Origin of the sequence: Streptomyces sp. NPDC057280, from assembly GCF_042668605.1 — a bacterium.
Lineage (GTDB): Bacteria > Actinomycetota > Actinomycetes > Streptomycetales > Streptomycetaceae > Streptomyces.
The window spans coordinates 214,260-239,081 of sequence record NZ_JBHUYR010000003.1; the positions used below are offsets into that span (position 1 = coordinate 214,260).

Here is a 24,822-nt window from a genome sequence, read left to right on the forward strand (position 1 = left end):
TCAGATGGGAACCACGGGAAAACACCAATCCTCACCGATTCGGGTGAGAATGGCGGCTACGGGATGGACGAGTGAGCACCTCCCAACAGGGGGAGCCTCAGAGGACGCCGCCGCCGACGACGGAGGTAAGGCACACATGGCACCGTACGAATCCGACGACAGCACGCTCGCGGAGGAGGCCGACGACCTGCGCGCCGGGCGCCGCAAGGCCGCGCGGTACGTCGTCCCGGTCGCGGTCGTGGGGGTGGCCGCGGCGACCATCGGGCTCGTCCCGGCACTCGCCGACTCCGGCGACCCCGACCTGCCGAAGATCAGCGCACAGGAACTCGTCGAGAAGATCGCCGCGTCGGACGTACAGCAGCTGTCCGGCACCGTGAAGATCACCACGGATCTGGGGCTGCCCGACTTCGGCGGCCTGGGCGACGCCTTCACCGGCGGCGGGGCGCGCTCCGGCGGCGACGGGTCGTCCGCGGACCCGTCCACCAAGCTGACCGAACTCGCCACCGGCACCCACACCCTGCGCGTCGCCTCCGACGGCCCCGACAAGCAGAAGGTCTCGATCCTGGAGGACGCGGCCGAGTACAGCCTCATCCACAACGGCAAGGACGTCTGGGGCTACGACAGCAAGTCCAACGAGGTCTTCCACGGCACCGCCGACGAGAGCGCGAAGCACGACGAGGAAGCACCGGCCACGCCCAAGGACTTCGCCGACGACGCCCTCAAGGCGGTCGACGACACCACGTCCGTGACGGTCGAGGGCACCGCGCAGGTGGCCGGCCGGGACGCCTACCGGCTCGTCATCAAGCCCAAGGACGACGGGTCCACGATCGGCCAGATCACCGTCGCCGTGGACGCCGGGACCGGGCTGCCGCTGAAGTTCACGCTGACCCCGTCGAGCGGCGGCGCGGCCGTCGTCGACGCCGGCTTCACCCAGGTCAGCTTCGCCAAGCCGGCCGCTTCCACCTTCGACTTCACCCCGCCGAAGGGCGCGAAGGTCACGGAGGAGGACAGCGACGGCACCGCCGCCCCGCGGGACAAGCGCGGACCGGAGGGGCTCGGCGGTCTCGGCGGCCTCGACGGGCTGAACGTCATCGGGGACGGCTGGGACTCCATCGCCACCTTCGACACCGGCGGCCAGGGCATCCCGTCCGGCTCCGAGGTCGGCGGCGACTTCGGCGGCTTCCTCGACTCGCTCGGCGACAAGGCGAGCGGCAAGTTCGGCGAGGGCACCGTCTTCAAGACGCGGCTGATCAACGCCCTGATCACGGACGACGGCAAGGTCTACGTCGGTGCCGTGACCAAGGACGCGCTGGTGAAGGCGGCGGACGCGGCGCAGTAGCCACCGTACGCACCGCCCGGGGACGAAGAGAGGGAGCCGATGGACCAACCGCCCGCCACGGAGCCGCATCCCGAGGGCGCGGGTGACAGCGTCATCCACACCCGCGCGCTCACCAAGCGCTACCGCGGCGGGCAGCTCGCCGTCGACGGTCTCGACCTGACCGTCCCGGCGGGCAGCGTCTTCGGCTTCCTCGGCCCCAACGGCTCCGGCAAGACGACGACCATCCGCATGCTGATGGGCCTGATCGAGCCCACCTCGGGCACGGCCCGCGTCCTGGGCCGCCCCATGCCGCGCGCCACCCGCGCCGTACTTCCGCACGTGGGCGCGTTGATCGAGGGCCCGGCCCTCTACGGCTTCCTCTCCGGCCGCGACAACCTGATCCGCTACGACGCCGCCGACCCGACCGCCGACCCCCGCACCCGGCGCGCCCGCGTCGCCACGGCCCTGGACCGGGTGGGCCTGTCGGCGGCGGCCGGCAAGAAGGCGAAGGCGTACTCGCTGGGCATGAAACAGCGCCTGGGCCTGGCGTCAGCCCTCCTCCAGCCCCGCAGACTCCTGGTCCTGGACGAGCCCACCAACGGCCTCGACCCCCAGGGCATGCGCGAGATCCGCTCCCTGGTCCGCGAGTTGGCCTCCGACGGCACCACGGTCTTCCTCTCCTCCCACCTCCTCGACGAGATCGAGCAGGTCTGCACCCACGCGGCGGTGATGGCCCAGGGCCGCCTGATCACCCAGGGCCCGGTGACGGACCTGGCGGCCAAGAGCCGCCTGGTGGTGACGACACCGGACACGGGGGAGGCGGCGAGGGTCCTGAAGGAACAGGGGGTCAGTGACGTCGTGGTGGCGGAGGACCGGGTGACGGCAGACCCGCCGGAGGGCGAACTGGCGGACGTCAGTGCCGCGTTGGTGGAGGCGGGAGTTCGGGTACGAGGCTTCGCAGTCGAACGAGCCTCCCTGGAAGAGGCCTTCGTGGCCCTGACGGGGGAGGGCTTCGATGTCGCAGGTTGACATGACGGACCTCAAGGGGCGCGGGGAACTGCGCGACCAGCCCCAACGCACCGTCAGTCGCCGAACAACCCTACGAGGCACCCTCTTCGCCAACGAACTACTGACCACCTTCCGCCGCTGGCGCACCCTCGCCCTGCTCACCGTCCTCGCCGCCGTCCCCATCCTCGTGGGCATCGCCATCAAGATCGAGACCAGCGACGGCGGCGGCGTGGGACAGGGCCGCGGCGGAGAAGGCCCCGCCTTCATCTCCCAGGTCACCAACAACGGCCTCTTCCTGGTCTTCACGGCGTTGGCGGCGACCCTCCCCTTCTTCCTCCCCATGGCCATCGGCGTGATCGCGGGCGACGCGATCGCCGGCGAGGCCAACGCCGGCACCCTGCGCTATCTGCTCGTCGCCCCGGCGGGCCGCACCCGCCTGCTGCTCACCAAGTACGCGACGGTGATGACGTTCTGCGTGGTCGCCACCCTGGTCGTGGCGATCTCGGCACTGGCGGTGGGCGCCCTCCTCTTCCCGCTGGGCGATCTGACGACCATCTCCGGTACGCGGATCACCTTCGCCGAAGGGCTGGGCCGGGCCCTCCTCATCGCCCTGGTCGTCGCCGCGTCACTGACCGGCGTGGCGGCCCTCGGCCTGTTCGTCTCGACGCTCACCGGCAGCGGCATCGCGGCGATGGCGACGACCGTGGGCCTGCTCATCACGGTCCAGATCCTCGACCAGATCCCCCAACTGCACGCGCTCCAGCCGTACTTCTTCTCGCACTACTGGCTGTCCTTCGCCGACCTCATGCGCGAGCCCGTCTACTGGGACGACCTCCAGAAGAACCTCGGCCTCCAGGCCCTGTACGCGGCGGTGTTCGGCTCGGCGGCGTGGGCGAGGTTCACGACGAAGGACATCACGGCCTGAGCCCCTACGGGCCCCTAGTGGGTCTCGTACGGGAAGCGCGCGAGCGGTGCCTCCTGCGCGAAGAACGTCTTCGCGCGCGCCAGCGCCTCCGTGTCCCGCAGCACGTCACCCGGCTTGCTGCCGTTGCCGAGCAGTACTCCGCCGAACCGCATCCGCATGTACGCCGCCGAGTTGTTGAGGGTGCCGACCAGCGGGTCGGCGACCTCGAACTCCTCGTGGGCGAGGGCGGTGACGCCCCACAGGGTGCGGCCCGCCATCGTCGCCTTGAAGTCGATGCCGGGAGTGCGCAGCCAGCCCGACCAGTAGTCGAGGTAGCGCTTGGCCTGGCCGGAGAGCGAGTACCAGTACAGGGGCGACGCGATCACGATGTCCGTCGCGGCGATCGTGGCGTCGAAGAGCAGCCCCGTGTTTCCGTCCGTCGGGCGTACATGGTCGCTGTCGTGCCGCAGATCCTCGAAGTCGGGCAGCGGATGCCGCGCGAGGTCGATCCAGCGCTGCTCGACGTCCGCGGGCAGCTGCTCGGCGGCCCGCCGGGCCAGCAGCTCGGTGTTGCCGTCGCTGCGGCTGCTGGCCAGGAGGAACAGGAAGCTGCGGGTCATGAGGACTCCAGGCGGTAGTGGCGTACGACGATTACCTGCACCTGCATCATATGCACGCGCAAGCAATTGTCCAAGGGGGTTTTCAGCGCACCCGCGCACCCGCGCCCGTCAGCCTGGCCAACGACGCCGTCTCGCGCGGCGGATGCCCGGACAGGTCGCCGAGCCGCCAGGCCGGGACCCACGGCACCCGGTACACGTCGATCACCGACTCGATGACCTTCACATGCTGGGCGAGCGCTTTCGGAAGCCGGCCCGGGGCGTCCGCGACCAGCACCACCGCGTCGAGGTCGAGCCCCTGCGGAGCCGCGCCGCGCCGGAAGACCTCCAGGGCACCCAGCACGGCGGCCAGCCCCGCCGCATGGGTGCGGGCCACCAGCAGCACCGACCGGGGATCGGCGGGGCCGGGCCAGTCGCGGCCGCAGTCGTGGCCGCCGTAGACGAATGAGAGAGTGGAGGTGCCGGCCCCGCCGTGGGTGCCGACCCAGGAGAAACGCCGTGCCGTGGGGGCAGGGGAGGGCTCCGGCGGTGGGTCCTGCGGTACGGCCACCGGCCCGCGGATCCAGATCTCCGGTCCCTGCTGCACGTACGGTCTCCTTCCAGAGGACTCTCCCGGCCCGCCTGGGACGAGTCTGTGACGCCACGGTGACGTGAGTACCGGGAGCGAGCGGAGAGACTACTCAACAGTACGTGTACGACCGGCTCTTGACGCCGGGGAGCGGATGGCCGACGGCCGGAGGGAGCACCATGGAACGCGAACACGCCGTCCGCCCACTCCCCGACGCACCGAGTGAGGGAACGATGTCGCGACTTGGCCGCGAGAAGCGGGAACAGCAGAGTGCCGTGCTCGCGGCGGCGCCGCTCGACGTGCTCGTCGGACCCGGCGGTGCCACGGTCGGCGGGGTGCCGGTCGGAGCGGTCGCGGGGGAGGAGATCCAGCAGACCGTCCTGAACCACCTGCACCGTATCGCCCTCGCCACCGGTCATCCCGTCCACGCGACGGTCCGCGACGAGCGCATCGGCTATGTCGTCGCCCTGCGGATCGAGCGGGACGGTTCCAGCCAGTTCACGGCGGAGCCGCGGCCCACGGCTCCGCCGACCGGGGTGGGACAGACGGCGTGGCCGACCGCGGCGGGGCAGGAAGAGCCGGCTCCGGTGCCCACGGCACCCGTGGCGCCCGTGACACCGGTCGCACCACCCGCGCCCGTGCCCATGACCGACGGCCGGCCCCAGCCGCACACGCCCGTGGCCGATGACCGGCCCCAGCGCGACAAGCCCACCCACCTCCTGCGCGCCCCCTCCGAGCCGCCGACCTTCCTGCTGCGATCCCTCCCGGAGGAGGCCGCGACGGACGGCGAGGCGGACGGCGAGGCGGAGGGTGAGGGGCACGCGCCCCGCGACGCCGCGCCGACGTTCCGGCTGCGGGCCGTACCCGAGTGGGTGGAGAACGCGGCGCCCGGCATGGTCGCGCCCCCGACGGGACAGTTCGGCCCCCCGCCGGTGATGGACGCGCCGCGGACTGGCGTATCCCCGGCGGACGCCGAACCCCAGCCGTCCTCCGCGTCCTCCGCACCTTCCGCGTCCTCAGCGCCTTCCGCGTCCTCAGCGCCTTTCGCACCTTCCGCGTCCGCCGCGCCGAAGCCCCTCCTCGACCTCGGCGCGTCCGCCCGTCTCGACGACCCCGACCCCAAGCCCACCCCTCCGCGCGGCTTCGACGCCGTGGCCGAGGCGGTCCTCGGGGACGATCCGGCGACCGCCTACGACGGCGGCGGCACCGCGATCCTCGCCGAGCCGATGACCCGGATCAACGAGGCCGTCAAGGAGGGCCGCACGGAGGAGGCCGCGCGGCTGTCCGAGCAGACCGTGGCGCAGGCCACCGCAGCACTCGGCGCCGAGCACCCCGAAGTGCTGCGGCTGCTCGAACTCACGGCCTACATCGCCTACTTGGCCGGCGAGCCGGTGCGTGCCTTCGGACTCTCCCTCGACCTGGCGAGGACCCGCCGCCGGGCCCGGGACGCGGAGGCCGCGTACGGCAACGTCCAGAGCGCGGCGACCGCCTGGCGTGCCGTACGCGACCCGGAGCTGGGCCTGCGAATGGGCGTGGACCTGATCGGGCTGTGGACCGAGCTGACGCGCGAGGAGGGTCCGGCGGCCGAGGACATCGAGCAGCTGGAGTCCGCCCACGCCCGGATGAACCGCCTCGCCGACCGCGCCCGCAAGCTCGGTCAGTGAGCAGGGCGGGCTACGAGGACAGCGCCCACACCGCGTACGCGATCGCGTCGCTGTTCCGGTCCAGCGCCGTGTCGTTGATGTTGGACGTGGTGTCGCAGGACGAGTGGTAGCAGCGGTCGAAGGCCTGCCCCGACGTACCGCCCCACTTGGCCGCCTGCGCCGCCGTCTTGGTGTAGTCGGCGCCGCTGAACAGCCCGCCGACCGGCACCCCGGCGTTCTTGAACGGGGCGTGGTCGGAGCGGCCGTCGCCCTCGGTCTCGATCTCCGTGGCGACGCCGAGGCCGGCGAAGTAGTCCTTGAACGTCTTCTCGATCGTGGGGTCGTCGTCGTAGACGAAGTAGCCGGGGTTGGGGGAGCCGATCATGTCGAAGTTCAAGTAGCCGCTGATCTTCGCTCTGTTCGTCGACGAGAGGTTGTTGACGTAGTAGCGGGAGCCGACCAGCCCCAGCTCCTCCGCGCCCCACCAGGCGAATCTCAGGTGCTTGGTGGGCTGGTAGTTGGCGCGGGAGACGGCCAGCGCGGTCTCCAGGACGGCCGCCGAGCCGGAGCCGTTGTCGTTGATGCCGGGCCCGGCGGTGACGCTGTCGAGGTGCGAGCCGGACATGACGACCTGGTTGGTGTTCCCGCCCGGCCAGTCCGCGATCAGGTTGTAGCCGGTGCGGCCGGAGGACGTGAACTGCTGGATCGTGGTGGTGAATCCGGCGGCGTCGAGCTTCGCCTTCACATAGTCGAGTGAGGCCTTGTAGCCGGCGCGGCCGTGCGCGCGGTTGCCGCCGTTGGCGGTGGCGATGGACTGGAGCTGGGTGAGGTGCGCCTTGACGTTGGCGACGGGGATGTCCGGGGCGGCGGCCACCGCGGGGTGCGGGGCGGGGGCCGCCCCGGCTATGGATCCGCCGACCAGGAGTGTCGCGGCCGCGGTGACGGCGGTGGCCGTGGCGCGTCCGGGAACCGAGAGCTTCATGTGGGGGGCTCCGAATTCCGTGGGAATCACAGGGATTCCACAGTGAATGGGGTGCCTGGATGGTGAAGCTGTGGCTGACTCTCCGTCAAGAGCGGTATCAGGACAGGGGTGTTCGTATACCGGGCTGCGTCCCTGTGGTCGGTCACTGCACGCAGAACTCGTTCCCCTCCGGGTCCGCCATCACCACCCATGCCCCGGAGGGCTCCTTCACCTCCCGCAGCACGCGCGCGCCGAGCCCGGTCAGCCGCCCGACCTCGGCCTCCCGCAGCCCGTCACCGGGGTGGAGGTCGAGATGGAGCCGGTTCTTCACGGTCTTCTCCTCCGGCACCCGCTGGAACAGCAGCCGCCGCCCGAGCCCGGTCCCGCTGTCCTTGTCGTACGGGTCCGCGGGATGCCGTACGGCCACCAGGTCACGGAAGGCGAGCCGGGCGTGGAACTCGACGGTGGCCTCGCGCGGCAGCGCGCCGAGCTCCAGAAGCCGTTGGATCAGGGCGTCGTTGTCCTCGATCGTGTAGTGCAGCGCGGCGGCCCAGAAGTCGGCCTGGGACTGCGGGTTCGCGCAGTCGATCACGAGCTTCCAGTGCACGGGGGCGGGGGCGGGGGTGGTCGATGTCGATGTCATACGGCCACTTATAGCGCCGCCCGCGGCCAGGAGCTGTCCTAAAGGGCCTCGGTCGACGCAGTTCGGCTCGGCGATCGGGATCTCGCCGGTGACCGCCGTCTACGGCGTGGCGTCGCCGGCGGTGACCGGTGCCGACGGCTTGGCGGCGACCGGGTCGGGTGCGGCGGCGAGGCTCCCGGCCGTCCGCGCGGCGCCGCCGGTGCCGGTGCCGGTCGCGAGGGTGGCGGCGGACCTGCCGATCTCCGCCCTCAGCCTGCGGGCCGAACGCAGGGCGTCCCAGGTCAGCAGCGACAGCGCCAGCCAGACCAGCGCGAAGCCTGCCCAGCGCTCGGGCGGCATGGCCTCGCCGAAGTAGAGGACGCCGAGCAGGAACTGGAAGACCGGCGCCAGATACTGGAGCAGCCCCAGCGTCGACAGCGGCACGCGGATCGCGGCGGCACCGAAGCAGATGAGGGGGAGCGCGGTGACCAGGCCGGTCCCGGCGAGCATCGCGGCGTGGCCGGGGCCCTCGGTGAGGATGGTGGCGTCGCCGTGCGAGGCCAGCCAGATCAGATAGCCGGTCGCGGGCAGGAACTGCAGCGCGGTCTCGGCGGCCAGCGACTCCAGGCCGCCGAGGTTGACCTTCTTCTTCACCAGGCCGTACGTCGCGAAGGAGAAGGCGAGGATCAGCGAGATCCACGGCGGCCGCCCGTACCCGACCGTGAGCACGACCACCGCGCCGGCGCCGACCCCGACCGCCGCCCACTGCACGGGCCGCAGCCGCTCCTTGAGGAGCAGCACGCCCATCGCGATGGTGACCAGCGGGTTGATGAAGTAGCCGAGCGAGGCCTCGACGACCCGGTCGTTGTTCACGGCCCAGATGTAGACGCCCCAGTTGACGGCGATGACGGCCGCGGCGACCGCGATCAGCGCGAGGCGGCGGGGCTGGCGCAGCAGCTCGCCGGCCCACCTCCACCGACGCAGGACGAGCAGGGCCAGGACCACGACGAGCAGCGACCACACCATCCGGTGGGCCAGCACCTCGAACGGTCCGGCGGGCTTGAGCAGCGGGAAGTACAGGGGGAACAGCCCCCACATCCCGTACGCCGCGAAGCCGTTCAGCAGTCCTATACGCCGCTCACCGCTCGGCTTCCCGGTCACAGGCCCTCCTTCTCGCACGCAATCGCCTGTATCGCCTGCACGAAGGTAACGCCGAGCACCCCCGCCTGTCATGCCCGTATCGCCATACGGTCATGACAGGCGGGGGTGAGGGCTTTTCGGAGGCCGTTCGCGGGGCCCTTCGGCGGGTCAGCCCTTGAGCGCGGCGGCGATCGCGTCGGAGATCGGCGAGGTGGGACGGCCGGCCAGACGGGAGAGGTCACCGGAGTCGACGACCAGCTCGCCCTTGGAGATGGAGACGTCCACACCGGCGAAGACCGCGGCGACCGGCTCGGGCAGCCCGGCACCGGTCAGGATGCCGACGAGGACCTCGGCGGGCACGTCGTTGTAGGCGATCTCCTTGCCGGTCTGCTTGCTGAGCTCGGCCGCGTACTCGGCGAAGCTCCACGCGGTGTCGCCCCCGAGCTCGTACGTCTTGTTCTCGTGCCCCTCGCCGGTGAGGACGGCGACCGCGGCGGCGGCGTAGTCGGCGCGCGCGGCGGAGGACACCCGGCCCTCGCCGGCGGCGGCGACGACGGCGTTGTGCTCCAGGACCGGGCCGAGGTTCTCGGTGTAGTTCTCGTGGTACCAGCCGTTGCGCAGCAGCACGTAGGGCAGGCCGGAGGCGAGGAGCACCTTCTCGGTGGCGCGGTGGTCGTCGGCGAGCGCGGCGCTGAGGCTGCCGGGGGCGCTGGTGTAGGCGAGCAGGGCGACGTCGGCGGCCTTGGCGGCGTTGATCACGACCGTGTGCTGGCCGGGGCGGTCGTTGCCCACCTCGCTGCCGGAGATGAGGAGCACCTTGTCGCCGGCGGCGAAGACGGTGTCGAACGTCTCCGGGGCGTTGTAGTCGGCGACGGCGAGCTTCACACCCTTCGCGGCGAGGTCGGCGCCCTTCTCCGCGCTGCGCACGACCGCGGTGACCTGGTCGGCCGGCACCTTCTCCAGCAGCTGCTCGATGACGTGGCGGCCCAGGTGGCCGTTGGCTCCGGTGACGACGATGCTCATGATCTGCGTTCTCCTTGTGGGGTGCGGATGGCACTAACCGTAGGAGAAGCGCTAACTGCTGGAAAGTACCCACTTTGAAGTAAGGTACTTGCATGGCAGTAAGTGCTACAGAGGCAAATACCAGGACGAACACCGAGGCGACGGCCGTGACGCGTGCCGAGGCGACGAATGCCGAGGCGATGTGCCCGTACCGCCTCGTCATGGAACACGTCACGAGCCGATGGGGCGTCCTGATCCTCATCGAGCTCATGGACCGCCCGTACCGCTTCAGCGAACTGCGCCGCGCGGTCAGCGGCTACGGCCGGGGCGTCAGCGAGAAGATGCTGACCCAGACCCTGCAGACCCTGGAACGCGACGGCCTGATCCACCGCGACGCCCACCCGGTGATCCCCCCGAGGGTCGACTACTCCCTCACCGACCTGGGCCGCGAGGCGGCGGAGCAGGTGCGGGGGCTGGCGGCGTGGACGGAGCGGCGGATGGGGGACGTGGAGAAGGCGCGGCAGGTGTACGACGAGACGAAGACCCGTGCCTGAGCTCTGAGCGGGCGGCTCGCTGACCGGGGTGTCCGAGGAACGGTGCCGCCAGATCATGTTCGTGAACCGCTGGTACGCGGCCACCCTGCTCTCCTGCCGGATCGGCTCGGTCGACCGGGACGAACTCCTCGGCAATCTGCGGGTGTTGTGCCGCGGTGGCGCCTTCGCGGAGTACTGGGAACGGACCGCCGAGCACCGCCGCCCGCTGCCCGAGGACTCGTTCGGGGCGAGGGCCGGGCGGGAGGTCGACACCTTCCTGGAAGAGCGGGTGGATGACCCGGACGAGTGGTGGGTGGTGGGTTCGCCGCTGATGTGATCACGCTAACGAGTGGGTCTAAAGCGAGGTTTGGCGGGTCATCTATGAGTAACCAGCGTCAGGTCCGCCTATGTGACGATCTTGTCGCTGCCGAGTCGTGCATTGCACCCCCAGAGGAGCCCACCGTGGTGTTCGACGAACCCCAAGTCCGTCTCATCTCCCGAAGATTGGGCTGGACCCCCCGCCAGCGAGGCAGCGTGACCGGCGAGACCTGCCCCGACGTCTTCGAACTGACCGACGGCAACTTCGCCGTCATCGGCACCGAGGCCACCGCCGAACTCGACCCCCACCTTCCTTCCGACGCCGCCCGCGCCGACTACGAACGCATCGTCGTCATCACCCGCGAGACGCTGATCAGGGCCAAGCGGGACATCCCCGACGCCTGATCCGGCCGACGGGCCTGGGCGCGCGATCCGCACCCAGGCCCCGAAACTCCGGACGCCGTCAGCCCACCACGGTCCAGGTGTCCCCACCCGCCAGCAGGGACGCCAGATCCCCCTTGCCGTTCTGTTCGATCGCGGTGTCGAGCTGGTCCGCCATCTGCGTGTCGTACACCGGGCGGTCCACGGACCGCAGCACACCGATGGGGGTGTGGTGCAGGGTGTCGGGGTCGGCCAGGCGGGAGAGGGCGAAAGCCGTGGTCGGGGACGCCGCGTGGGCGTCGTGCACCAGGACGTCCGCCTCGTTCTCGGGCGTCACCGCCACCACCTTCAGGTCGCCCGTCAGGCGGTCCCGGACGACGCCCTTCGCGCCGTCCGCGCCGAAGCGGATCGGCTGCCCGTGTTCGAGGCGGATCACCGCCTCCTCCGCCTGCTGCTTGTCCTTGAGGACCTCGAAGGCGCCGTCGTTGAAGATGTTGCAGTTCTGGTAGATCTCGATCAGTGCCGTGCCCGGGTGGGCGGCGGCCTGGCGCAGCACCTCCGTGAGGTGCTTGCGGTCGGAGTCCACCGTCCGGGCGACGAACGACGCCTCCGCGCCGAGCGCCAGGGACACCGGGTTGAACGGGGCGTCCAGCGAACCCATCGGCGTCGACTTGGTGATCTTGCCGACTTCCGACGTCGGGCTGTACTGGCCCTTGGTCAGGCCGTAGATCCGGTTGTTGAACAGGAGGATCTTGAGGTTGACGTTGCGGCGCAGGGCGTGGATGAGGTGGTTGCCGCCGATCGACAGCGCGTCGCCGTCACCCGTGACCACCCACACGCTCAAGTCCCGCCTGGACGTGGCCAGTCCGGTGGCGATGGCGGGGGCGCGGCCGTGGATGGAGTGCATGCCGTACGTGTTCATGTAGTACGGGAAGCGGGAGGAGCAGCCGATGCCGGAGACGAAGACGATGTTCTCCTTGGCCAGGCCGAGTTCGGGCATGAAGCCCTGGACGGCGGCGAGGATCGCGTAGTCCCCGCAGCCGGGGCACCAGCGGACCTCCTGGTCGGACTTGAAGTCCTTCATCGCCTGGCGTCCCTCGGCCTTGGGGACGAGGGAAAGCGCCTCGATCGTGCCCGTGCCTTCCGTGGACGTCTCAGCCATCGATGGCCTCCTTGAGAGCCGTGGCGAGCTGTTCGGCCTTGAACGGCATTCCGTTGACCTGGTTGTACGAGTGGGCGTCCACCAGGTACTTCGCCCGGATCAGCGTGGCGAGCTGCCCGAGGTTCATCTCGGGGATCACCACCTTGTCGTAGCGCTGCAGAACCGTGCCGAGGTTCTTCGGGAAGGGGTTGAGGTGGCGCAGGTGGGCCTGGGCGATGGACTCGCCGGCCGCGCGCAGTCTGCGGACGGCGGCGGTGATGGGCCCGTACGTCGATCCCCAGCCCAGGACGAGGGTGCGCGCCTCGTGCGGGTCGTCGACCTCGATGTCGGGTACGTCGATGCCGTCGATCTTGGCCTGCCGGGTGCGGACCATGAAGTCGTGGTTGGCGGGGTCGTAGGAGATGTTCCCCGTGCCGTCCTGCTTCTCGATGCCGCCGATGCGGTGTTCCAGGCCGGGCGTGCCCGGGACCGCCCAGGGGCGGGCGAGGGTCTGCGGGTCGCGCTTGTACGGCCAGAAGACCTCGGTGCCGTCGTCCAGGGTGTGGTTCGGTCCCTGCGCGAACTGCACGGTCAGGTCCGGGAGTTCGTCGAGTTCCGGGATGCGCCAGGGTTCGCTGCCGTTGGCCAGGTAGCCGTCCGACAGGAGCATCACCGGGGTGCGGTAGGTCAGCGCGATCCGGGCCGCCTCCAGCGCCGCGTCGAAGCAGTCGGCCGGGGTGCGGGGGGCGACGATCGGGACCGGTGCCTCGCCGTTGCGGCCGAACATCGCCTGGAGCAGGTCCGCCTGCTCGGTCTTGGTCGGCAGACCGGTGGACGGACCCCCGCGCTGGATGTCGATGACGAGCAACGGCAGTTCCAGGGAGACCGCAAGACCGATCGTCTCCGACTTCAGCGCCACCCCCGGACCACTCGTCGTCGTCACCGCCAGGCTGCCGCCGAACGCGGCACCCAGCGCCGCGCCGATGCCGGCGATCTCGTCCTCCGCCTGGAAGGTGCGGACACCGAAGTTCTTGTGCTTGCTCAGCTCGTGCAGGATGTCGGACGCCGGGGTGATCGGGTACGAGCCCAGATACAGCGGCAGGTCCGCCTGGCGGGACGCGGTGATCAGCCCGTAGGACAGCGCCAGGTTCCCGGAGATGTTGCGGTAGGTGCCGACAGGGAAGGCGGTGGCCGCCGGGGCGACCTCGTAGGAGACCGCGAAGTCCTCGGTCGTCTCGCCGAAGTTCCAGCCCGCGCGGAAGGCGGCGAGGTTCGCCTTCATGATCTCGGGCTTCTTGGCGAACTTCGAGGCCAGGAACCGCTCCGTGCCCTCGGTGGGCCGGTGGTACATCCACGACAAGAGGCCGAGCGCGAACATGTTCTTGCTGCGCTCGGCCTCTTTGCGGGACAGGTCGAATTCCTTGAGTGCCTCCACCGTGAGTGTCGTCAGCGGTACAGGGTGGAGGCTGTACCCGTCGAGCGACCCGTCCTCCAGGGGACTCTCGGAGTACCCGACCTTCTGCATCGCCCGTTTGGTGAACTCGTCGGTGTTGACGATGATCTCGGCGCCGCGCGGCAGATCGCCGATGTTGGCCCGCAGGGCCGCCGGATTCATCGCGACCAGGACGTTCGGCGCGTCACCCGGGGTGAGGATGTCGTGGTCGGCGAAGTGCAGCTGGAAGGACGAGACACCCGGAAGCGTTCCGGCAGGCGCCCGGATCTCGGCGGGGAAGTTGGGGAGAGTGGACAGATCGTTGCCGAAGGAGGCCGTTTCGGAGGTGAAGCGGTCGCCGGTGAGCTGCATGCCGTCGCCCGAGTCCCCCGCGAAGCGGATGATCACCCGGTCGAGGCGGCGGACGTCCTTCGTCCCTGCTGCTTTGCGCTGCTCTCCCACGACGGCTTCGTCGGCCTGCTCCGCTGGGCTACTGACCTGGCTGGTCACTGAACTGGACCTCCCTCGAGGCGGCTGTCCGGGACGGGCCTTCCCGCAGGCCTTCCCTGGATCAACCCTACGTCCGTAAGGGTCGCCTTCCTGTGGCCAATCGCATGATGGACACGATTTTGAGACGCCCCGTTGCCCTGACTTGTCATGACTTACTCGCCCCCCGGCGCTTCCCTACAAGACGCGCGGTGCTCCCGTTCGGTTCTGTCGTCGGTACCGGCCTCGCTGACCGCTACACCCATATGGCTGACACGGTGTCAGCTCATCAGGAGTTCAGGTAGGTGAGGACCGCGAGCACCCGGCGGTGATCCCCGTCACTGGGAGACAGCCCCAGCTTCAGAAAAATATTGCTGACGTGCTTCTCGACCGCCCCGTCGCTCACCACCAGCTGCCGGGCGATCGCCGAATTGGTCCGCCCCTCGGCCATCAGCCCCAGCACCTCCCGCTCCCGCGGGGTGAGTCCCGCGAGCACGTCCTGCTTGCGGCTGCGCCCCAGCAGCTGCGCGACGACCTCCGGGTCCAGCGCCGTACCGCCCTCGGCGACCCGTACCACCGCGTCCACGAACTCACGCACCTCGGCTACCCGGTCCTTGAGCAGATAGCCGACGCCACGGCTGGACCCGGCGAGAAGTTCGGTCGCGTACCGCTCCTCGACGTACTGCGACAGGACGAGCACCCCGAGCCGGGGATGGGCCTTGCGCAGCTGCACGGCGGCCCGCACCCCCTCGTCGGTGTGGGTGGGAGGCATCCGCACATCCGCCACCACCACGTCCGGCAGCTCGCCCTGGGCATCGAGCTCGGTGATGGTCTTGACCAGCGCCTCACCGTCCCCCACCCCCGCGACGACATCAAGCCCACGGTCGGTCAGCAGCCGGGTCAGCCCCTCCCTGAGCAGCACTGAATCCTCGGCGATGACCACCCGCACCCTGTCCTCCACGATCCTCGGCCCCCCGACAGCCCGACTCCGCACCCGTCTCCCCGACGAGGCAAAGTCCAGCATTCCAGTATTCCCAGCGACTCGTGCCGGAGCGACGGGATTCGAGGCCGATGAACGGGGTGTGAAAAGTGCCAGGGTGACGGGTGGGCGGGGAATGCAGGCAGCTCAGGGGAGGGTTCGCGCCTTCGTCACGGGCGAGAGGCGCCCGGCGAGCGAGGGGGAGGCCCTGTGCGGGCGATGGCGTTCGACAAGACCGGCGGACCGGAGGTACTGCACCTCGTCGACCTCCCCACCCCCACCCCGGGCCCCGACGAGATCCTCCTGCGCGTCGCGTACGCCGGGGTCAACTACGGGGAGATCCAGCACCGCCTCGGAGACTTTGGCGAGCCGGAGGGGCAGACGGTGACGGGGCTGGAGGCGGCGGGGGTGGTGGCCGCGGTGGGGGAGAGGGCGGCTCCGGGCGCGGGCCTGCCGGTGGGGGAGGGGGCGGCTGGGGGCGCGGGTCTGCCGGTGGGGGAGGGGGCGGCTGGGGGCGCGGGTCTGCCGGTCGGGGAGAGGGCGGCTGCGGATGTGCCGGTGAGGGAGAGGGCGGCCGTGGGCCTGTCGGTCGGGGACCGGGTCGCCGCGTATCTCCCCGACGGCGGTGGCTACGCCGAGTACGTCGTCGTCCCCGCCGCCTTCGCCTTCCCGCTCCCCGACGCCCTGGACCTGCGCACCGGCGGCGCCGCCGCGCTCGTACTGACCACGGCGTACGGCGTACTGGCCGGGGCGGCCCGTCTCGCGCCCGGCGACACGGTCCTGATCCACGCCGCCGCGGGCGGTGTCGGGGGCGTGGCGGCACAGCTGGCCCGGGCGCTGGGAGCGCGGGCGGTGTACGGCACGGTGAGCACGCCGGAGAAGGCCGCGTACGCCCGCGACGCCTTCGGTTACGACGAGGTCTTCGTCCGGGACGGCTTCCCGGCGGCGGTGACGGCGGCGACCTCGGGACGCGGCGTCGACGTCGTACTGGACCCGGTGGGCGGCCCGACCCGCCTGGCGAGCCTCGACGTGCTGGCCCCCTTCGGCCGGGTCGCGGTCTACGGCGAGGCGGCCCGCCACCCGGACCTGCACCTTCCGGTCCTCCCCCTCTGGAAGAACAACCGCACCCTGACCGGCTACAACATCGGCGACCTGGCCCGCCGAGCCCCCGAAACCCTGCGCACCCACGCTCTGAACGCACTGAGCCTGGCGGTCGAGGGAGCGGTACGGCTGGACATCACGGAGGAACACGACCTGACGGACGCGGCGAAGGCCCACCGCCTGCTGGGGGAGGGCCGGAACAGGGGGGGAAGACGGTCCTGAGGGTCGGCGCATCCCGAGACTGACGTCCGGCCGTCATCGCCGCTCCGCGACATCCAGCCCGCCGCCTCTTCATCGTGGGCCCGCGTCATCCAGCCCGCCGCCTCTTCATCGTGGGCCCGCGTCATCCAGCCCGCCGCCCCTTCATCGTCGGCCCGCGTCATCCAGCCCGCCGCCCCTTCATCGTCGGCCCGCGTCATCCAGCCCGTCCGGCGTTTGAGGACGAGGCCCTTTCTGGGCCGACGGGGGTCTGGGGGCGGAGCCCCCAGGGACGCGGGGTCGAAGGGGCGGCAGCCCCTGGAGGATGGGACGGGTAGGGGCGGCGGGGGCGAGAAGAGCCCCACGCCGGCCCCCACGGACCTAAGCCCTCTGAGCCACGCTCCCCCCCCCGGCCCTGAACCCCCTCAGGCCCGGTCCCTCCGGCCCTGAACCCCCTCAGCCACGCTCCCCCCGGCTGAACCCCCTCAGCCCCGCTCCCCCCGCCAAGGCAACTCCGCAGTGATCCGCGTAGGCCCCCCCACCGGCGAATCCACCACCAGAATCCCGTCCACCGCATCGAGCCGCTCAGCCAACCCCGCCAGCCCCGACCCGCCGGACGCACTCGCGCCACCCACCCCGTTGTCCACCACCTGCAACATCAGCCGGTTCTCCACCCGCCACACATCCACGCCCGCCCACGTCGCCCGCGCGTGCTTGCTGATGTTCTGCAGCAGCTCCGACACCGTGAAGTACGCGATCCCCTCGATCGCCGGCGCCGGCCGCTCCACCAGGTCCACCTCCACCTGCACCGGCACCGTGCACCGCGACGCCACCGCCGACAGCGCCGCATCCAGCCCCCGGTCCGTCAGCACCGCCGGATGAATCCCGCGCGCCAGATCCCGCAGCTCCTGCAACGCCGTCTTCACCTCACCGTGCGCCTCGTCCACCATCCGCGCCGCCGCCTGCGGATCCTCCGTGAGCTTCTCCTTCGCCAGCCCCAGATCCATCGCCAGCGCCACCAGCCGGGCCTGCGCCCCGTCGTGCAGGTCGCGCTCGATCCGCCGCAGGTCCGCCGCCGCCGTGTCCACCACGACCCCCCGGTCCGACTCCAGCTCCACCACTCGCGTCGCCAGCCGCGACGGCCCCAGCAGCCCGTGCACCAGCACCCGGTCGACCTGGGTCAGCGCCCGCACGATCCACGGCGTGGCCAGCGTGAACAACAGCCCCACCAACGCCGTCACGCCGATCTCGAAGGGGTTGTCGAGATAGATGTGATGCGTCTCGTCGCCGTACAGCTGAAGCCCGTCCTGCCCGCCGTACGCCGGGAACAGCCAGAACCACAGCGGATACGTCAGCAGTGCCCACCCGTACGCCCAGAAGTTCACCGCGACCACGAACGAGAACACCGACCACGGCAACTGGATCACCGCGTACAGCAGTGCCCGCCACGAGGCACCGTTCTTCAACACGGCCCCCATCCACGCCAGGAACCCGTGCCCCCGCATCCGCAGCGGCTCCGGGTCCGCGACCTCCAGGCCCAGCAGCCCGCGCGCCCGCGCCCGCTCCATCGCCCCGAGCCCCCGGCACCCGGCCAGCCCCGCCGCCAGCACCGGAACCCCGAGGAACGTCACCAGCAGCCCGGCACCGATCGAGACCATCGTGACGCCGTACGTGAACAGCAGGATGCTGACCGGCAGGCTGAGCAGCACATATCCGAACTCGCGCCAGGTGCGCCCCTCGAACGGCGCCCGCAGCCCGGCCGGCAGCCGACGCCGCCGCGGCTCCTCGAGGAACCCGTAGCTCTGTCCGTAATCCGTGGCCATCGACGTCGTCCTTCTCTCGTCCCGCGCCTGGGTGTCGTACCGGTTGCCTGTCGTATCTCCACCCTGCTCGACCGCAGGTCAGCGGACCATGGAGGCCGTCGGCGTCTTGGAAGGGGGGTTTTCCCTACCCCGGTGTGTCCGCCGGACGCCTCAGCGTCGACCGGCGTCCTGCGACCGGTCCCGCCACGGCAGCTCCGCCGTCACCGTCGTGGGCCCGCCCACCGGCGAGTCGATGACGAACAATCCGTCGACGGCGTCCAGCCGCTCCGCGAGCCCTCGCATACCCGTGCCGCCGTCGAGCCGGGCGCCGCCCCGGCCGTCGTCCCACACCTGGATCAGCAACCGGTCGCCCGACCGCCACACCTCCACCGACGCCGACCTCGCCCCACTGTGCTTGCTGATGTTCTGCAGCAGCTCGGAGACGGTGAAGTAGGCGATGCCCTCGATCGCCGCGGCCGGCCGGGAGCCCAGGTCGGCGGTCACCTTCACCGGCACCGTGCACCGCGACGCCACCGACGACAGCGCCGCGTCCAGCCCCCGGTCCGTCAGCACCGCCGGATGGATGCCGCGGGCCAGATCCCGCAGCTCCTGCAACGCCAGCTTCACCTCGCCGTGCGCCTCCGCGACCATCGCCTGCGCGTACTCCGGGTCCTCCAGCAGCTTCTCCTTCGCCAGCCCGAGACCCATGGCGAGGTTGACCAGCCGGGCCTGCGCCCCGTCGTGCAGGTCGCGCTCGATCCGCCGTAGATCCGCCGCGGCCGTGTCGACCACGACCCCCCGGTCGGACTCCAGTTCCGCGATACGACGCTCCAGCTCGTCCGACGGCGACAGCAGTCCCCGCACCATCGCCCGGTCGGCGTTGGTCAGCCCCCGCGCCAGGTAGGGCAGCACCGGCCACAGCACGAACAGCGAGGTCAGCGTGACGGTGAAGGTGAGGATCCCCCAGGGCAGCCGGATGAAGTCGTACAGGACCGTCCGCCAGCCCACCGGGTCCTTCAGCATCATCCACAGCTTCTGGAAGAAGCCCGCGTTGCCGGACTTCAGCGGCAGCGGACTCGGCTCGTCGATCCGCACCCCCAGCAACGCCCGGGCCCGCCACCGCTCCAGCGCGCCCAGCTTCCGCGCCCCCATCAGCCCGGCCGCCAGCAACGGGAACCCGACCACCGTCACGGTCATCCCGAAACCGGTGAACAGCACCGTCGTGACATACACGAACCCGAGCAACGCCGCCGGAAGGTTCAGCAGGAGATGCGCGATCTCCTTCCAGGTGTGCGCGTCATAAGCGAACCGGACGGGCGGCAGGGGCTCGGGACCGCCGTCGAAGGCGTCGTCCCGGTAGGTCGTGGCCGGTGAAGGGCTGGGGCGTTCGGTCATATGGGTTAGCGTGCCGCGCGGCGCGCCGCGGCGCCATGAGGTGGACCGCCGCGCCGCCCGGGGGAAAACCCCACCCTGCCCCCCTTGCTCTCTCATAGAGGCATCTCAAGCAGTGACGGGCTGCTTACGCGCTCTTTAGCAGGCCCTAGACTCCCGTGCGTACAGATCGTCGAACGAGGTAGATCACAGGGAGCGAGGGGCGGACGTGCGAGAACCGACCACTGTCGTGGCGTCGGACTACTCGGACTACTTCCAGTCGTACTCCGTCGTCGGGCTGCTCGCCGTCGTCGGCGTGCTGTTCGTCGCGGTCGCCTTCGGCGCCGGACGACTGCTGCGCCCGGTGGTCCCCACCCCCGAGAAACTCCTGACGTACGAGTGCGGCGTCGACCCCGTCGGCGAGGGCTGGGCCCACACCCAGGTCCGCTACTACGTCTACGCCTTCCTCTACGTCATCTTCGCCGTCGACTCGATCTTCCTGTTCCCCTGGGCCACGATCTTCGCCGCCCCCGGATACGGCGCCACCACCCTCGTCGAGATGTTCATCTTCCTCGGCTTCCTGGCCGTGGGCCTGCTGTACGCCTACAAGAAGGGCGTCCTCACATGGACGTGACGCCGGACGTGACTCCCGAATCGCTTCCTGACGCGACCGCTGAAGCGGCTCCCGGCCCGACCCCGCCGGAGCCCGTGCTGCTGCCGGAGCCCAAGCGCCTGGGCGCCCTCGCCCGCCTGGCCCCCGAGCCGATGAAGGTGGTCCTCAACTGGGGCCGCCGCTACTCGCTCTGGGTCTTCAACTTCGGCCTCGCCTGCTGCGCGATCGAGTTCATCGCCGCGTCGATGGCCCGCCACGACTTCATCCGCCTCGGCGTGATCCCCTTCGCGCCGGGCCCGAGGCAGGCAGACCTCATGGTGGTGTCGGGCACGGTGACGGACAAGATGGCTCCCGCCGTGAAGCGCCTCTACGAACAGATGCCGGAACCCAAGTACGTCATCTCCTTCGGCGCCTGCTCCAACTGCGGCGGCCCGTACTGGGACTCCTACTCCGTCACCAAGGGCGTCGACCAGATCATCCCCGTCGACGTCTACGTCCCCGGCTGCCCGCCCCGCCCCGAGGCCCTCCTCCAGGGCATCCTCAAGCTCCAGGAGAAGATCGCCCGCGAGTCGCTGGGGGAGCGCTACGGCAACGGCACCGGCGCCCGCCCCTCCCCGGCCGCCCTCCAGAGCGACCTGCTGAAGGCCCCCTCTCCCGCCCCGGGGGAGGAACGATGACCACGACCGGCTGGCTGCCCGCCCCCACCGAGGACCTCTTCGGCTCCGACGCCACCGCCGAGGAGTCCTACGACGTCCTCACCGTCGACGTCCCCCCTGCCTCCTGGACCACCGCCCTCCAGACGGCCCGCGACGAACTGGGCTGCACCTACTTCGACTGGCTCAGCGCCGTCGACGAACCCGGCACCGGCTTCCGCGTCGCCGCCCACCTCGCCGCCCTCTCCCCGGTCCGCCGCCTCCTCCTGCGCACGACGGTCCCGCACGACGCCCCGACCCTGCCGACCGCCGTCCACGTCTTCGCCGGCGCGGCCTGGCACGAACGCGAGACGCACGAAATGTTCGGCGTCGTCTTCGAGGGCCACCCGGCCCTGGACCACCTCCTCCTCCCGGAAACCTTCGAAGGCCACCCCCTCCGCAAGGACTTCGTCCTGGCCGCCCGCGTCGCCAAGGCCTGGCCCGGCGCGAAGGAACCGGGCGAGTCCGACCACGGCGGCCCCAAGCGCCGCCAGATGCTCCCCCCAGGCGTCCCCGACCCCAACGACTGGGGCCCCCAAAAGGGCCAACTCCCCCCTGCCCCAACCCGCCCCACCCGCCCAACAGCCCCGAGGGCAACAACCGACCGCCCCATCCGCCGAACCCGCACGGCATCAGAGGGTTCGGCAAGCCAGGTGGAGGGGGTAGCCCCCCCGACCACTCCGACTGCCGGTCCGCGCCGCTCCCGTTCGGCGGCCGAGGGTTCGGCGAGTCAGGTGGAGGGGGCGGAGACTTCGGCGGTGCCGGGTGCTCCGGCTGCCGGTCCGCGCCGCTCCCGTTCGGCGGCCGAGGGTTCGGCGAGTCAGGTGGAGGGGGCTGGGACCTCGGCGGTGCCGGGTGCTCCGGCTGCCGGTCCGCGTCGGTCGCGTTCGGCTGCCCAAGGCTCGGCGAGCCAGACGGCGGACGGCGGCGCCGCCACTCCGAGCGAGGGCTCGGCCGCCGGCGCCCCTGGCACTGGCTCCGCCACCACCGGCCCGCGTCGCTCCCGCAGCGCCTCGGAAGGCTCCGCGAGCCAGCGCCCGGCACCTGACCCCATGCCCTCCGGCACCACCCCGGCCGACGAGCAGGTTGACGCGCCGACCCCGGCCGCCACGCCCCCGAAGCCCACCTCGCGCGCTCCCCGCAGCGCCGACGCTCCGTGGCATCACGCCCGCCCAGCCTTCGACGAACCCGAATCCGGACGGGATGCCGAGTCCGACACCGGAAGGGAAGCGGAGCCTGGGACGGACACCGGGCGGGAATCCGGCGCCGAGCAGCGGCCGGAGCCCGAGGCCGAACCGCGCCCCGAGGCCCAGGCCGAGCCCCGCCCGGAATCCGAGCCGGGCCCAGGCCGCGAGGCTCAGGCCGATCAGCCCCCCGCCCCCGAAGCGGCGCCTGAAGCCCCGGAGACACGCGGCACCCCCGTCGATGACTCCGAGCCTCCCGGCCACCCCGCGTCTTCCGGCGCCCCCGAGTCTCCCGGGACCACCGAAGTCCCCGACACTCCCAGCACCGCTGACGCCCCTAGCTCCCCCAACGCCCGCAACACCCGCAACACCCCCGAAGACCCCGCAGGAGGCCCGCAGTGAACGACGCTCTCGACGTCGCCCTGCGACTCCTGATCGTCTTCGTCGTCTTCCTCACCTTCCCCCTGATCGTCGGCCAGACCGAGCACAAGGTCATGGCACACATGCAGGGCCGCCTCGGCCCCATGTACGCCGGTGGCTTCCACGGCTGGGCCCAGCTCGTCGCGGACGGCGTGAAGTTCGCGCAGAAGGAAGACGTCGTACCCGCGGGCGCCGACCGCCGCATCTTCCAACTCGCCCCCGCCGTAGCCCTCCTGCCCTACCTCCTGGTCCTCCTGGCCATCCCCATCGGCCCCGGCGAGGGCGCCGTCGGCGAGGTCATCGACGCCGGCGTCTTCTTCGTCCTGGCCGTCATGGGCGTAGGCGTCCTCGGCTCCCTCATGGCCGGCTGGGCCTCCGCCAACAAGTTCTCCCTCCTCGGCGGCCTCCGCACCGCCGCTCAGCTCCTCGCCTACGAACTCCCGATGCTGCTGACCGCCGCCTCCGTCGCCATGGCGGCCGGCACGGTCTCCCTCCCCGGCATCGTCGACGCCTTCGAGTGGTGGTGGCTGCCCTGGCAGATCGTCGGCGCGATCGTCTTCTTCGTCGCCGGCCTCGCCGAACTCCAGCGCCCGCCGTTCGACATGCCCGTCGCCGACTCGGAGATCATCTTCGGGGCGTACACGGAGTACACCGGCCTCCGCTTCGCTCTGTTCCTCCTCGCCGAGTACGCCGGGATCATCGTCCTGTGCGGCCTGACCACCGTCCTCTTCCTGGGTGGCTGGCACGGCCCCTGGGGCGCCGACGGCCTCGGCTGGGTGTGGACCCTCCTGAAGACGGCCGTCCTCGCCTTCATCGTGATCTGGCTCCGCGTGACCTACCCCCGGCTCCGCGAGGACCAGCTCCAGAAGTTCTCCTGGACCCTCCTCGTCCCCCTTTCTCTCGCCCAGATCGCCCTCACCGGCATCGTCAAGGTGGTGATCCAGTAACCATGGCTGAGCCTCTCCCGCCCACCCGGCCCCGCATTCCTGGCAGTGGCCTCGCCAAGGGCCTGGCCGTCACCCTCCGCACGATGACGAAGAAGACCGTCACCGAGCAGTACCCCGACGTCCAGCCCGACCTCCCGCCCCGCACCCGCGGCGTCATCGGCCTGTTCGAGGAGAACTGCACGGTCTGCATGCTCTGCGCCCGGGAGTGCCCGGACTGGTGCATCTACATCGACTCCCACAAGGAGACGGTCCCGCCCGCCGCCCCCGGTGGCCGCGAGCGCAGCCGCAACGTCCTCGACCGCTTCGCCATCGACTTCTCCCTGTGCATGTACTGCGGTATCTGCATCGAGGTCTGTCCTTTCGACGCCCTGTTCTGGTCCCCGGAGTTCGAGTACGCCGAGACCGACATCCGCGACCTCACCCACGAACGCGACAAGCTCCGCGAGTGGATGTGGACCGTCCCGGCCCCGCCGGCCCTCGACCCCGCCGCCGAGGAGCCGAAGGAGATCGCCGCCGCCCGCAAGACCGCCGAGAAGCTGGCTGCCCAGGCGGAACAGCAGGAGGGAGAGTCGTGAGCCTCGCCGCCGAAACGCACGGCTTCCTCTCCCCGACCGGTGTGGAGATCGCCTTCCTCCTCGTCGGACTGGTGACGTTCGGCGCCGCCCTCGTCACCGTCACCACCCGGCAGCTGGTGCACGCCGCCCTGTGGCTGGTGGTGGCCCTCGGGGGTCTCGCCGTCGAATACCTCCTTCTCACGGCCGAGTTCATCGCCTGGGTGCAGGTCCTCATCTACGTCGGTTCCGTCGTCGTGCTCCTCCTCTTCGGTCTGATGCTCACCAAGGCCCCCATCGGCCGCTCCCCGGACGCCGACTCAGGCAACCGCTGGGCCGCCCTGACCGTCGCCGTCGCTTCGGCCGCCGCCCTGATCTGGGTCGTCGTCGACGCCTTCCGCGCGACCTGGATCGATCTGGACGGCCCCGCCGCCGGCTCGACGGAGGCCACCGGAGCGAGCCTCTTCCAGAACTGGGTGCTCCCCTTCGAGGCGCTCTCCGTCCTGCTCCTCGCGGCGCTGGTCGGCGCGATCGTCCTGTCCCGCAAGGCGAAGGCGGAGTCGGCCTCGCCCCCTGTGAACTCCCGGCCCGTGTCCGGTGGTTCCCCATCCGTCCCGGATTCCCGCAATCACCCGATCCGGCGAAAAGAGCCGGTCACGGGAACTCGAGCTACCGCAGCCACCGGATCGACCGCAGCCACCGGGCCCACCACAGGTACTGGATCCACCGCATCTACGGGATCCATGCCAGGCAGCGGGTCCGCGCCAGGCACCGGATCCACCACAGGCACGGGGACCGCCACAGGCGTGGGACCCGCCACGGGAGCCGAGCCCGCCGCCGGAACCACGCCGGGCCCGGCAGCCGAGTCGGCCGAGCAGGAAGGCGTCCGC

At 70.9% G+C, this 24,822-nt stretch carries 24 protein-coding genes and 1 pseudogene; 14 read left to right on the top strand and 11 right to left on the bottom strand.

Annotated features, from left to right (window positions below; genetic code table 11):
• The first annotated feature begins 136 nt into the window (after nt 1–136).
• Genes ACFUO4_RS19440 through ACFUO4_RS19450 form a run of 3 tightly spaced genes read left to right on the top strand, consistent with a single transcriptional unit; the run spans nt 137 to nt 3,251 of the window.
• Nucleotides 137–1,339 carry a sigma-E factor regulatory protein RseB domain-containing protein gene (locus ACFUO4_RS19440; protein WP_079311720.1) on the top strand — a complete coding sequence of 401 codons (1,203 nt, stop codon included), beginning with the start codon at nt 137–139 and terminating at the stop codon, nt 1,337–1,339.
• A gap of 39 nt (nt 1,340–1,378) precedes the next feature.
• Nucleotides 1,379–2,347, top strand: a complete 969-nt coding sequence (locus tag ACFUO4_RS19445) for an ATP-binding cassette domain-containing protein (protein ID WP_383486254.1) — start codon at nt 1,379–1,381, stop codon at nt 2,345–2,347.
• On the top strand, nt 2,334–3,251 hold the full coding sequence (locus tag ACFUO4_RS19450; protein ID WP_383486257.1) for an ABC transporter permease: 918 nt from the start codon (nt 2,334–2,336) through the stop codon (nt 3,249–3,251). Before ACFUO4_RS19445 ends, ACFUO4_RS19450 begins: the two co-directional genes overlap by 14 nt.
• A gap of 14 nt (nt 3,252–3,265) precedes the next feature.
• Here ACFUO4_RS19450 and ACFUO4_RS19455 read toward each other — a convergent pair whose 3' ends face one another.
• Nucleotides 3,266–3,850, bottom strand: coding sequence for a flavodoxin family protein (locus tag ACFUO4_RS19455; RefSeq protein WP_079311718.1), 585 nt, complete (start codon nt 3,848–3,850; stop codon nt 3,266–3,268).
• Nucleotides 3,851–3,932: 82 nt separating this feature from the next.
• A complete protein-coding gene (locus ACFUO4_RS19460) occupies nt 3,933–4,433 on the bottom strand; it encodes a DUF6668 family protein (RefSeq protein ID WP_383486260.1) in 501 nt (166 codons plus the stop codon).
• A 215-nt stretch (nt 4,434–4,648) separates the two neighbouring features.
• On the opposite strand from ACFUO4_RS19460, the gene ACFUO4_RS19465 reads away from it, so the two are divergent.
• The gene (locus ACFUO4_RS19465) at nt 4,649–6,079 is read left to right on the top strand and encodes a tetratricopeptide repeat protein (protein WP_383486263.1); all 1,431 of its coding nucleotides are present in this window, start codon (nt 4,649–4,651) and stop codon (nt 6,077–6,079) included.
• 10 nt (nt 6,080–6,089) lie between these two features.
• Here the strand turns inward: ACFUO4_RS19465 and ACFUO4_RS19470 are convergent, their stop codons facing one another.
• From ACFUO4_RS19470 to ACFUO4_RS19485, 4 genes are all read right to left on the bottom strand, one after another.
• Nucleotides 6,090–7,040 (bottom strand): M28 family metallopeptidase, encoded by a 951-nt coding sequence (locus ACFUO4_RS19470; RefSeq protein WP_383486265.1) that lies wholly within the window; start codon nt 7,038–7,040, stop codon nt 6,090–6,092.
• 142 nt (nt 7,041–7,182) lie between these two features.
• A complete protein-coding gene (locus ACFUO4_RS19475) occupies nt 7,183–7,662 on the bottom strand; it encodes a VOC family protein (RefSeq protein ID WP_383486268.1) in 480 nt (159 codons plus the stop codon).
• Between the two features lie 99 nt (nt 7,663–7,761).
• Nucleotides 7,762–8,802, bottom strand: coding sequence for an EamA family transporter RarD (gene rarD, locus ACFUO4_RS19480; protein WP_383486271.1), 1,041 nt, complete (start codon nt 8,800–8,802; stop codon nt 7,762–7,764).
• A gap of 147 nt (nt 8,803–8,949) precedes the next feature.
• Complete coding sequence (locus ACFUO4_RS19485; protein ID WP_383486274.1) at nt 8,950–9,804, bottom strand: SDR family oxidoreductase; 855 nt, start codon at nt 9,802–9,804, stop codon at nt 8,950–8,952.
• A 179-nt stretch (nt 9,805–9,983) separates the two neighbouring features.
• Between ACFUO4_RS19485 and ACFUO4_RS19490 the strand changes: the two genes are divergently transcribed.
• From ACFUO4_RS19490 to ACFUO4_RS19500, 3 genes are all read left to right on the top strand, one after another.
• Nucleotides 9,984–10,337, top strand: a complete 354-nt coding sequence (locus tag ACFUO4_RS19490) for a helix-turn-helix domain-containing protein (protein WP_128112347.1) — start codon at nt 9,984–9,986, stop codon at nt 10,335–10,337.
• A gap of 28 nt (nt 10,338–10,365) precedes the next feature.
• Complete coding sequence (locus tag ACFUO4_RS19495; protein WP_383486277.1) at nt 10,366–10,653, top strand: DUF6082 family protein; 288 nt, start codon at nt 10,366–10,368, stop codon at nt 10,651–10,653.
• Nucleotides 10,654–10,808: 155 nt separating this feature from the next.
• Nucleotides 10,809–11,039, top strand: coding sequence for a hypothetical protein (locus ACFUO4_RS19500; RefSeq protein WP_383487856.1), 231 nt, complete (start codon nt 10,809–10,811; stop codon nt 11,037–11,039).
• 58 nt (nt 11,040–11,097) lie between these two features.
• On the opposite strand, the gene ACFUO4_RS19505 is transcribed toward ACFUO4_RS19500, so the two are convergent.
• The 3 genes from ACFUO4_RS19505 to ACFUO4_RS19515 form a co-directional block, all read right to left on the bottom strand.
• Complete coding sequence (locus ACFUO4_RS19505; RefSeq protein WP_383486280.1) at nt 11,098–12,177, bottom strand: 2-oxoacid:ferredoxin oxidoreductase subunit beta; 1,080 nt, start codon at nt 12,175–12,177, stop codon at nt 11,098–11,100.
• Complete coding sequence (locus ACFUO4_RS19510; RefSeq protein WP_383486283.1) at nt 12,170–14,098, bottom strand: 2-oxoacid:acceptor oxidoreductase subunit alpha; 1,929 nt, start codon at nt 14,096–14,098, stop codon at nt 12,170–12,172. The genes ACFUO4_RS19505 and ACFUO4_RS19510 overlap by 8 nt, the downstream gene beginning before the upstream one ends.
• A 265-nt stretch (nt 14,099–14,363) precedes the next feature.
• The gene (locus ACFUO4_RS19515) at nt 14,364–15,023 is read right to left on the bottom strand and encodes a response regulator transcription factor (RefSeq protein ID WP_281200199.1); all 660 of its coding nucleotides are present in this window, start codon (nt 15,021–15,023) and stop codon (nt 14,364–14,366) included.
• 249 nt (nt 15,024–15,272) lie between these two features.
• On the opposite strand from ACFUO4_RS19515, the gene ACFUO4_RS19520 reads away from it, so the two are divergent.
• A complete protein-coding gene (locus ACFUO4_RS19520; RefSeq protein ID WP_383486286.1) occupies nt 15,273–16,376 on the top strand; it encodes a zinc-binding alcohol dehydrogenase family protein in 1,104 nt (367 codons plus the stop codon).
• Nucleotides 16,377–16,837: 461 nt separating this feature from the next.
• On the opposite strand, the gene ACFUO4_RS19525 is transcribed toward ACFUO4_RS19520, so the two are convergent.
• Both ACFUO4_RS19525 and ACFUO4_RS19530 read right to left on the bottom strand, forming a co-directional pair.
• On the bottom strand, nt 16,838–18,175 hold the full coding sequence (locus ACFUO4_RS19525; protein WP_383486289.1) for a sensor histidine kinase: 1,338 nt from the start codon (nt 18,173–18,175) through the stop codon (nt 16,838–16,840).
• Nucleotides 18,176–18,325: 150 nt separating this feature from the next.
• Nucleotides 18,326–19,549, bottom strand: a complete 1,224-nt coding sequence (locus tag ACFUO4_RS19530; protein WP_383486291.1) for a sensor histidine kinase — start codon at nt 19,547–19,549, stop codon at nt 18,326–18,328.
• Nucleotides 19,550–19,754: 205 nt separating this feature from the next.
• Here ACFUO4_RS19530 and ACFUO4_RS19535 point away from each other — a divergent pair, with 205 nt between their 5' ends.
• The 6 genes and pseudogenes from ACFUO4_RS19535 to ACFUO4_RS19560 all read left to right on the top strand — a co-directional run.
• Nucleotides 19,755–20,159: an NADH-quinone oxidoreductase subunit A gene (locus ACFUO4_RS19535; protein ID WP_059192949.1), complete on the top strand. Its 405-nt coding sequence runs from the start codon at nt 19,755–19,757 to the stop codon at nt 20,157–20,159.
• Nucleotides 20,150–20,815: an NADH-quinone oxidoreductase subunit B gene (locus ACFUO4_RS19540; protein ID WP_383486294.1), complete on the top strand. Its 666-nt coding sequence runs from the start codon at nt 20,150–20,152 to the stop codon at nt 20,813–20,815. The genes ACFUO4_RS19535 and ACFUO4_RS19540 overlap by 10 nt, the downstream gene beginning before the upstream one ends.
• Nucleotides 20,812–22,416, top strand: coding sequence for an NADH-quinone oxidoreductase subunit C (locus tag ACFUO4_RS19545; RefSeq protein ID WP_383486297.1), 1,605 nt, complete (start codon nt 20,812–20,814; stop codon nt 22,414–22,416). The genes ACFUO4_RS19540 and ACFUO4_RS19545 overlap by 4 nt, the downstream gene beginning before the upstream one ends.
• Nucleotides 22,413–23,381, top strand: coding sequence for an NADH-quinone oxidoreductase subunit H (locus ACFUO4_RS19550; RefSeq protein ID WP_383486300.1), 969 nt, complete (start codon nt 22,413–22,415; stop codon nt 23,379–23,381). Before ACFUO4_RS19545 ends, ACFUO4_RS19550 begins: the two co-directional genes overlap by 4 nt.
• Before the next feature lie 2 nt (nt 23,382–23,383).
• Nucleotides 23,384–23,956: an NADH-quinone oxidoreductase subunit I gene (locus tag ACFUO4_RS19555; protein ID WP_079312065.1), complete on the top strand. Its 573-nt coding sequence runs from the start codon at nt 23,384–23,386 to the stop codon at nt 23,954–23,956.
• Nucleotides 23,953–24,621 (top strand): annotated as a pseudogene (locus ACFUO4_RS19560) (NADH-quinone oxidoreductase subunit J); the annotation flags it as partial. The gene ACFUO4_RS19555 and the pseudogene ACFUO4_RS19560, both read left to right, overlap by 4 nt.
• Between the last annotated feature and the right edge of the window lie 201 nt (nt 24,622–24,822).

Coding starts and splice junctions, on each gene's coding strand:
- ACFUO4_RS19530 (WP_383486291.1), bottom strand. CDS start 19,549: ATGACCGAACGCCCCAGCCCTTCACCGGCCACGACCTACCGGGACGAC.
- ACFUO4_RS19465 (WP_383486263.1), top strand. CDS start 4,649: ATGTCGCGACTTGGCCGCGAGAAGCGGGAACAGCAGAGTGCCGTGCTC.
- ACFUO4_RS19455 (WP_079311718.1), bottom strand. CDS start 3,850: ATGACCCGCAGCTTCCTGTTCCTCCTGGCCAGCAGCCGCAGCGACGGC.
- ACFUO4_RS19505 (WP_383486280.1), bottom strand. CDS start 12,177: ATGGCTGAGACGTCCACGGAAGGCACGGGCACGATCGAGGCGCTTTCC.
- ACFUO4_RS19485 (WP_383486274.1), bottom strand. CDS start 9,804: ATGAGCATCGTCGTCACCGGAGCCAACGGCCACCTGGGCCGCCACGTC.
- ACFUO4_RS19540 (WP_383486294.1), top strand. CDS start 20,150: ATGGACGTGACGCCGGACGTGACTCCCGAATCGCTTCCTGACGCGACC.
- ACFUO4_RS19545 (WP_383486297.1), top strand. CDS start 20,812: ATGACCACGACCGGCTGGCTGCCCGCCCCCACCGAGGACCTCTTCGGC.
- ACFUO4_RS19520 (WP_383486286.1), top strand. CDS start 15,273: ATGGCGTTCGACAAGACCGGCGGACCGGAGGTACTGCACCTCGTCGAC.
- ACFUO4_RS19490 (WP_128112347.1), top strand. CDS start 9,984: ATGTGCCCGTACCGCCTCGTCATGGAACACGTCACGAGCCGATGGGGC.
- ACFUO4_RS19445 (WP_383486254.1), top strand. CDS start 1,379: ATGGACCAACCGCCCGCCACGGAGCCGCATCCCGAGGGCGCGGGTGAC.
- ACFUO4_RS19440 (WP_079311720.1), top strand. CDS start 137: ATGGCACCGTACGAATCCGACGACAGCACGCTCGCGGAGGAGGCCGAC.
- ACFUO4_RS19450 (WP_383486257.1), top strand. CDS start 2,334: ATGTCGCAGGTTGACATGACGGACCTCAAGGGGCGCGGGGAACTGCGC.
- ACFUO4_RS19555 (WP_079312065.1), top strand. CDS start 23,384: ATGGCTGAGCCTCTCCCGCCCACCCGGCCCCGCATTCCTGGCAGTGGC.
- ACFUO4_RS19475 (WP_383486268.1), bottom strand. CDS start 7,662: ATGACATCGACATCGACCACCCCCGCCCCCGCCCCCGTGCACTGGAAG.
- ACFUO4_RS19525 (WP_383486289.1), bottom strand. CDS start 18,175: ATGGCCACGGATTACGGACAGAGCTACGGGTTCCTCGAGGAGCCGCGG.
- ACFUO4_RS19470 (WP_383486265.1), bottom strand. CDS start 7,040: ATGAAGCTCTCGGTTCCCGGACGCGCCACGGCCACCGCCGTCACCGCG.